General features: G+C 73.0%; 6 protein-coding genes and 1 pseudogene. 4 read left to right on the top strand and 3 right to left on the bottom strand.

Features of this window, described 5'->3' with window-relative positions; translation table 11 throughout:
- Both IH13_RS43710 and mce read right to left on the bottom strand, forming a co-directional pair.
- A pseudogene (locus IH13_RS43710) lies at nt 1-723 on the bottom strand (hypothetical protein); the annotation flags it as partial.
- A 230-nt stretch (nt 724-953) separates the two neighbouring features.
- Nucleotides 954-1,382: a methylmalonyl-CoA epimerase gene (gene mce / locus IH13_RS0131760; protein WP_031089814.1), complete on the bottom strand. Its 429-nt coding sequence runs from the start codon at nt 1,380-1,382 to the stop codon at nt 954-956.
- 134 nt (nt 1,383-1,516) lie between these two features.
- Here mce and IH13_RS0131755 point away from each other — a divergent pair, with 134 nt between their 5' ends.
- Both IH13_RS0131755 and meaB read left to right on the top strand, forming a co-directional pair.
- Nucleotides 1,517-2,719, top strand: a complete 1,203-nt coding sequence (locus tag IH13_RS0131755) for an acetyl-CoA C-acetyltransferase (protein ID WP_031089812.1) — start codon at nt 1,517-1,519, stop codon at nt 2,717-2,719.
- Nucleotides 2,720-2,750: 31 nt separating this feature from the next.
- Nucleotides 2,751-3,722, top strand: coding sequence for a methylmalonyl Co-A mutase-associated GTPase MeaB (meaB, locus tag IH13_RS0131750; protein ID WP_031089810.1), 972 nt, complete (start codon nt 2,751-2,753; stop codon nt 3,720-3,722).
- Between the two features lie 420 nt (nt 3,723-4,142).
- Here the strand turns inward: meaB and IH13_RS0131745 are convergent, their stop codons facing one another.
- Nucleotides 4,143-4,727: a PepSY domain-containing protein gene (locus IH13_RS0131745; RefSeq protein WP_031089807.1), complete on the bottom strand. Its 585-nt coding sequence runs from the start codon at nt 4,725-4,727 to the stop codon at nt 4,143-4,145.
- A 118-nt stretch (nt 4,728-4,845) separates the two neighbouring features.
- Here IH13_RS0131745 and IH13_RS0131740 point away from each other — a divergent pair, with 118 nt between their 5' ends.
- Entirely contained in the window at nt 4,846-5,505 is a 660-nt protein-coding gene (locus IH13_RS0131740) for a response regulator transcription factor (RefSeq protein WP_031089803.1), read from the top strand.
- Nucleotides 5,502-6,385 (top strand): HAMP domain-containing protein (locus IH13_RS0131735; protein ID WP_037843020.1); only part of this gene is annotated, 884 nt, incomplete at its 3' end. The genes IH13_RS0131740 and IH13_RS0131735, both read left to right, overlap by 4 nt.

The following is a 6,385-nucleotide window of genomic DNA, read 5'->3' as shown; positions in this document are numbered from 1 at the left end:
CAGCCGCTCGGCGTGCGCGGCGGCCTCCTGGGCCTGGGCGGAGGCGGCGTCCAGCATCCGCTCGGCGTCCCGACGGGCCCGCAGCAGCGTGTTCTCGGCCTCCGCACGGGCCGCCTCCGCCTCGGAGTTGAGGCGCTGACGCGTCTCGTCGGCGAGCCGGGCCGCCTCGGCGCGGGCCGCGGCCAGCGACTGCTCCGCCTCGTTACGGGACTCGTCCAGCAGCCGGCGGGCCTGGGACTCGGTACGGGCGCGCAACTGCTCGGCCCAGGCCACGTTCTCGTTGACGTGGGACTCGACGGTCTGCCGGCGCTCCGCCAGTTCCTGGTCGAGCTGCTGGCGCCGTTGTACCGCCTCGGCGTGCAACTCGGCCTGGAGGCGGGCCTGGTGCTCGGCGTGCTCCTGGAGGATCCGCTGCGTCTGGGCCCTGGCCTCGCGCAACTCGCGCTCGGCGTCGGTGCGCAGCTGGTCCGCCTGGATCTGGGCGTTACGGAGCATCTGCTCGGCCTGGTAGCCGAGGTCCGCGCTGTCGTGTGCCGGACGGGCGGCGAGGTTCCGCCGTGCCTCGTGCAGCTTGGCGCGCAAGACCTCGACCTGGTAACCGAGGTCCTCGGCGTGCTGGACGGCCTTCTCCCGGTCGGTCCTCAGCCGGTCCATCTCGGCTTCGAACCGCGAGAGATGGTCGTCGTCAGCTCGGTGGCTCTGCTGGCTTTCGTAGCCCCGCACTGCGCGGTCCCATCCTTCCCCGAGCTCTCAACTTCTTCCCCAAGCTCTCGACTTCGTTCGAGCAGGGGATGCCCTACTGAGCAGGGGAGACCCCAACCCTGGTCGCAACTCTCCGTACGAGGACCGCTCGCCGACGAACGGTCCCCCGGGAATGGTGACAGATCAACGGCGGGGACGCGGCACGGCCCCGGCCCGGAACGGCTCACTCTACCGGGCCGGGAATCCTCAGGTCAGTGCTCGGGCCGGGACGTGACCAGTTCCGTCAGCACACCGTGGCAGTCCTTGGGGTGCAGGAAGGTGATCCGGGATCCCATGGACCCGGTCCTGGGCTCGTCGTACAGCACCCGGACCCCCTTCTCCCGGATGTCCGCGGCGTCCTGGTCCACGTCCGCCGTCCCGAACGCGATGTGGTGGACGCCCTCGCCGTTCTTCGCCAGCCACTTTCCCACCGCGGAGTCCTCCCGGGTCGGCTCCAGCAGCTGGAGGTACGAGGCGCCGCCGTCCGAGGTGCCGTTGATCTTGAGCATCGCCTCCCGGACGCCCTGCTCCTCGTTGACCTCGGAGTGGTACACCTCGAAGCCGTAGGTCGCGCGGTAGAACTCCACCGTCCTGTCCAGGTCGAAACAGGCGATCCCGATGTGGTCGATTCGCGTCAGCATGGAACCAGTGCAGCGGTCCGGGGCCGGTTACGCAACGTGCGCGCGATCACACCCACAGCCGGATGACGGGCGCGGTACCGCTCAGTACATTCGAGTAAACCCTCGTTCACTTCTCACCCTAGGGGCTGTACCTCATGTCAGGAACGACCGGTACCACCTCAGTGATCGTCGCGGGCGCGCGTACGCCCATGGGCCGCCTCCTCGGCTCGCTGAAGAGCTTCTCCGGCGCCGACCTCGGAGGCGTGGCCATCAAGGCCGCGCTGGACCGGGCGGGCATCGGCGGGGACCAGGTGCAGTACGTGATCATGGGCCAGGTGCTCCAGGCCGGGGCGGGGCAGATCCCGGCGCGCCAGGCCGCCGTCAAGGCCGGCATCCCCATGAACGTCCCCGCGCTCACCGTCAACAAGGTCTGCCTCTCCGGACTCGACGCGATCGCGCTCGCCGACCAGCTGATCCGCGCCGGCGAGTTCGACGTCGTGGTGGCCGGCGGCCAGGAGTCGATGACCAACGCCCCGCACCTGCTGCCGAAGTCCCGCGAGGGCCACAAGTACGGCGCGATCGAGATGCTCGACTCCATGGCGTACGACGGTCTGACCGACGCCTACGAGAACATCCCGATGGGCGAGTCCACCGAGAAGCACAACACCCGCCTCGGCCTGGACCGTGCCGCCCAGGACGAGATCGGCGCCCTGTCCCATCAGCGGGCCGCCGCCGCCCAGAAGAACGGCATCTTCGAGGCCGAGATCACCCCGGTCGAGATCCCGCAGCGCAAGGGCGACCCGGTCCTCTTCTCGAAGGACGAGGGCATCCGCCCCGAGACGACCGTGGAGTCCCTCGGCAAGCTGCGCCCCGCCTTCGCCAAGGACGGCACCATCACCGCGGGCACCTCCTCGCAGATCTCCGACGGCGCCGCGGCCGTCGTCGTGATGAGCAGGGCCAAGGCCGAGGAGCTGGGCCTGGAGTGGATCGCCGAGATCGGCGCCCACGGCAACGTCGCCGGGCCGGACAACTCCCTCCAGTCGCAGCCGTCGGGCGCGATCCGGCACGCACTGGAGAAGGAGGGCATCGGCGTCGAGGACCTCGACCTCATCGAGATCAACGAGGCCTTCGCGGCCGTCGCCGTCCAGTCGATGAAGGACCTCGGCGTCTCGTCTGAGAAGGTCAACGTCAACGGCGGCGCGATCGCGCTCGGCCACCCGATCGGCATGTCCGGCGCCCGTGTCGTGCTGCACCTGGCGCTGGAACTGAAGCGGCGCGGCGGCGGCACCGGGGCGGCGGCCCTGTGCGGCGGGGGTGGCCAGGGCGACGCGCTGATCATCCGGGTCCCGGGCAAGTAGCGGACCCGACGAACGAGCGAGGAGACCGAGCGTGAACGTGGACGTCCCGACCCTGGTCGAGCAGGCGCGCCAGGGCAGGCCGCGTGCGGTGGCCCGGCTCATCTCCCTGGTGGAGGGGGCCTCGCCCCGGCTGCGCGAGGTGATGGCGGCCCTGGCGCCGCTCTCGGGCCACGCGTACGTCGTGGGGCTGACCGGCTCCCCGGGCGTCGGCAAGTCCACCTCGACCTCGGCCCTGGTCTCCGCCTACCGCAAGGCCGGCAAGCGGGTCGGGGTCCTGGCCGTCGACCCCTCGTCGCCGTTCTCCGGGGGCGCGCTCCTCGGCGACCGGGTCCGGATGTCGGAGCACGCCTCCGACCCGGGCGTCTACATCCGTTCCATGGCCACCCGCGGCCACCTCGGCGGCCTCGCCTGGTCGGCACCGCAGGCGATCCGGGTGCTGGACGCGGCGGGCTGCGACGTGATCCTGGTCGAGACGGTGGGCGTCGGCCAGTCGGAGGTCGAGATCGCCTCCCAGGCCGACACCTCCGTGGTGCTTCTCGCCCCGGGCATGGGCGACGGCATCCAGGCGGCGAAGGCCGGGATCCTGGAGATCGGCGACGTGTACGTGGTGAACAAGGCCGACCGGGACGGCGCCGACGCCACCGCCCGCGAGCTCAACCACATGCTGGGCCTGGGGGAGGCCCGCGCCCCCGGTGACTGGCGGCCCCCGATCGTGAAGACGGTCGCCGCCCGCGGCGAGGGTGTCGACGAGGTCGTCGAGGCGCTGGAGAAGCACCGGGCGTGGATGGAGGAGCACGGCGTCCTGGCGGAGCGGCGTACCGCCCGCGCGGCCCGCGAGGTCGAGACGATCGCCGTCACCGCGCTCCGCGAGAAGATCGCCGACCTGCACGGCGACCAGCGCCTCGGCGCGCTCGCCGAACGCATCACGGCGGGCGCGCTCGACCCGTACGCGGCGGCCGACGAACTGGTGGCGGGGCTGACGGGGCGGCAGGCGGGCGACTGAGCGGCCTCAAGGCCGACAAGCGGCCGACAGCGGCCACAGGACAGCGCCCCCCCGGGGGGCCGTCACACGGTCCGGGCCCCGTCCGGCGAGACACGGCCCGGTCCGTACGCGTCGAGAGGTGGGGCCCGGTGCCGAGCGCCCGTGCCAGTCGGTCGCCCGGCTTCCGGCCGGTCCACCGGGCCGGGGCCGCGGCGTGGGCTGAGGGGGCTCCCGCCCCCGCGACGAGCGGGCCGTTCCCTCCCGTGTCCGTGGATCGGCGCCGGCCGCGTGTGCGGGTCCGGTGAGGGCCGGCGGGCCGTGCGGTACGCCCCGTGCCCTCCCCGCCGGGCGGAGAGGGCACGGGGGGCGTACCTCCTGCGCGGCTCGCGGCGCCGGACGCCACGCGGTGACGGGCACCCCGCCGCTCCGCGACGGCACCGCTCAGTCGTCGTCGCGGTCCACGGTGACCTTGTCGGTCCCCGCGTCCACGTTCAGGTCGTACCGGCTGCCGTCCTTGCCCGTGACGTCGACCTCCCAGTGCAGGGGCTCGTCCTCGTCGTCGTCCAGGTCCACGGACGTCACCGTGCCCGGGTGGGCCTTCAGGGCCCGTTCCACCGCCGCGTCCAGCGAGACGGCGGCCGAGCGGGGCGCGCGGTCGGGGCCGCCGTGGTCGTCGTCCCGGGCGGACAGCACCTTCCCGCTGCCGGCGTCCACCGTGACGTCGTGCCAGGCCTTGTCCGTGCCGTAGACGTCCAGCTCCCAGACGACCCGGTCACCGGCGTCCTCGTCCCGGTCCAGCTCGGCCTCGGTGACCGTGCCCGGGACCGCCTTCAGGGCCGCGGCGACCGCCTGGTCCAGGGTCACCCGCTCACCGGCGGTACGGCTCCCGGTGGTCCGGTCCGCGCTCTGTGACACCCGGCCCCGGTCGTCGCCCCCGTCGTCGCCGGTGAACGCGGCGGCCGTGGCGATGCCGCCGCCGACGAGCACGGCGGCCGTGAGGGCGGCGATGGCAGTGGTGCGCTTCATGGGTTCCTCCCCGAGGGACGGTGCGGTCTGTACGGGAACCACCGTGCCGAACCCATGCTGAACGCAGCCTGAAGCCGGCTGAAGCCGTCTTCAGGTTCCGCCTGCGACCCTGTGACGTATGCGCCTGCTGATCGTGGAGGACGAGAAGCGCCTCGCGGTGTCCCTGGCGAAGGGGCTGACCGCCGAGGGCTTCGCCGTGGACGTCGTCCACGACGGCCTGGAAGGACTGCACCGGGCCGCCGAGGGCGGGTACGACCTCGTCCTCCTGGACATCATGCTGCCCGGCATGAACGGCTACCGGGTCTGCGCCGCCCTGCGCGCGGCCGGCCACGACGTGCCCATCCTGATGCTGACCGCCAAGGACGGGGAGTACGACGAGGCGGAGGGGCTGGACACCGGTGCCGACGACTACCTGACCAAGCCGTTCTCCTACGTCGTCCTCGTCGCCCGCGTCCGGGCCCTGCTGCGCCGCCGCGGCGGGTCCGCGTCGCCGGTGCTCACGGTCGGCACCCTGCGGCTGGACACCGCGGCCCGGCGCGTGCACCGGGGCGAGGACGAGATCACCCTGACGGCCAAGGAGTTCGCCGTGCTGGAACAGCTCGCCGTGCGGGCCGGGGAGGTCGTGAGCAAGGCCGACATCCTCGAACACGTCTGGGACTTCGCCTACGACGGTGACCCGAACATCGTCGAGGTCTACGTCAGCACCCTGCGCCGCAAGCTCGGCGCCGCGGCCATCCACACCGTGCGCGGCGCCGGATACCGGCTGGAGGCCCGGTGAGGTCGGTACGGGCCAAGGCCGCCCTGGGGGCGACCCTGGTCGTCGCCGTCGCCCTGGTCGCCGCCGGGATCGCCGTCCTGCTGGTCCTGCGGGGCAACCTGACCGACCGGGCGGACCTGGAGGCGGAGGTCGCCGCCCGCGAGGTCGCCGGGCAGCTCGCCCTGGACGTGCCCTACGGCGATCTCGACCTGGGCGACGAGGACACCCACCCCGTCCAGGTGACCGACGAGCGCGGACGCGTGGTGGCGGTCTCCGAGGACCTGGAGGCGATCACGGGCACCGGGACGTCCCGCGTCACCCCGGAGCCCGCACCGAGCCGCGGGGACGACGCCGACGACGACCGGGACGACGACGACCGGGACGACCCCGCCCGCGGCGAGGTCTCCTCGGACGAACCGGACTTCACCGACGGCACCGCCACCGTCGACGGCGACCGGGCCGACTACCGCTTCGCCGCCGTCGAGGCGACCACCTCCGACGACGTCACCCTGACCGTCCACGCGGGCGCCCCGCTCGCCGCGGAGCAGGAGGCCGTGGGCTCCGTACGCGACGCCATGCTGACCGGGCTGCCCGTCCTGCTGCTCGTCGTCGCCGGGGTCACGTGGCTGGTGACCCGCCGCGCGCTCCGCCCGGTCGAGGACATCCGGCGGGAACTGGCCGCGATCACCGCCTCCCAGGACCTCGGCCGCCGGGTGCCGGAGCCGGGCTCGCGCGACGAGATCGCCCGGCTGGCCCGTACCACCAACGAGACGCTGAGCGCGCTGGAGGACTCCGTGGACCGGCAGCGGCGCTTCGTCGCGGACGCGTCGCACGAGCTGCGCAGCCCGATCGCCTCGCTGCGCACCCAGCTGGAGGTGGGGCTGTCTCTTATACACATCTC

Origin of the sequence: Streptomyces sp. NRRL WC-3549, assembly GCF_000721935.1 — a bacterium.
GTDB lineage: Bacteria > Actinomycetota > Actinomycetes > Streptomycetales > Streptomycetaceae > Streptomyces.
The sequence above is the reverse complement of the archived record's forward strand: the minus strand, read 5'-3'. Positions and strand labels throughout refer to the sequence as shown.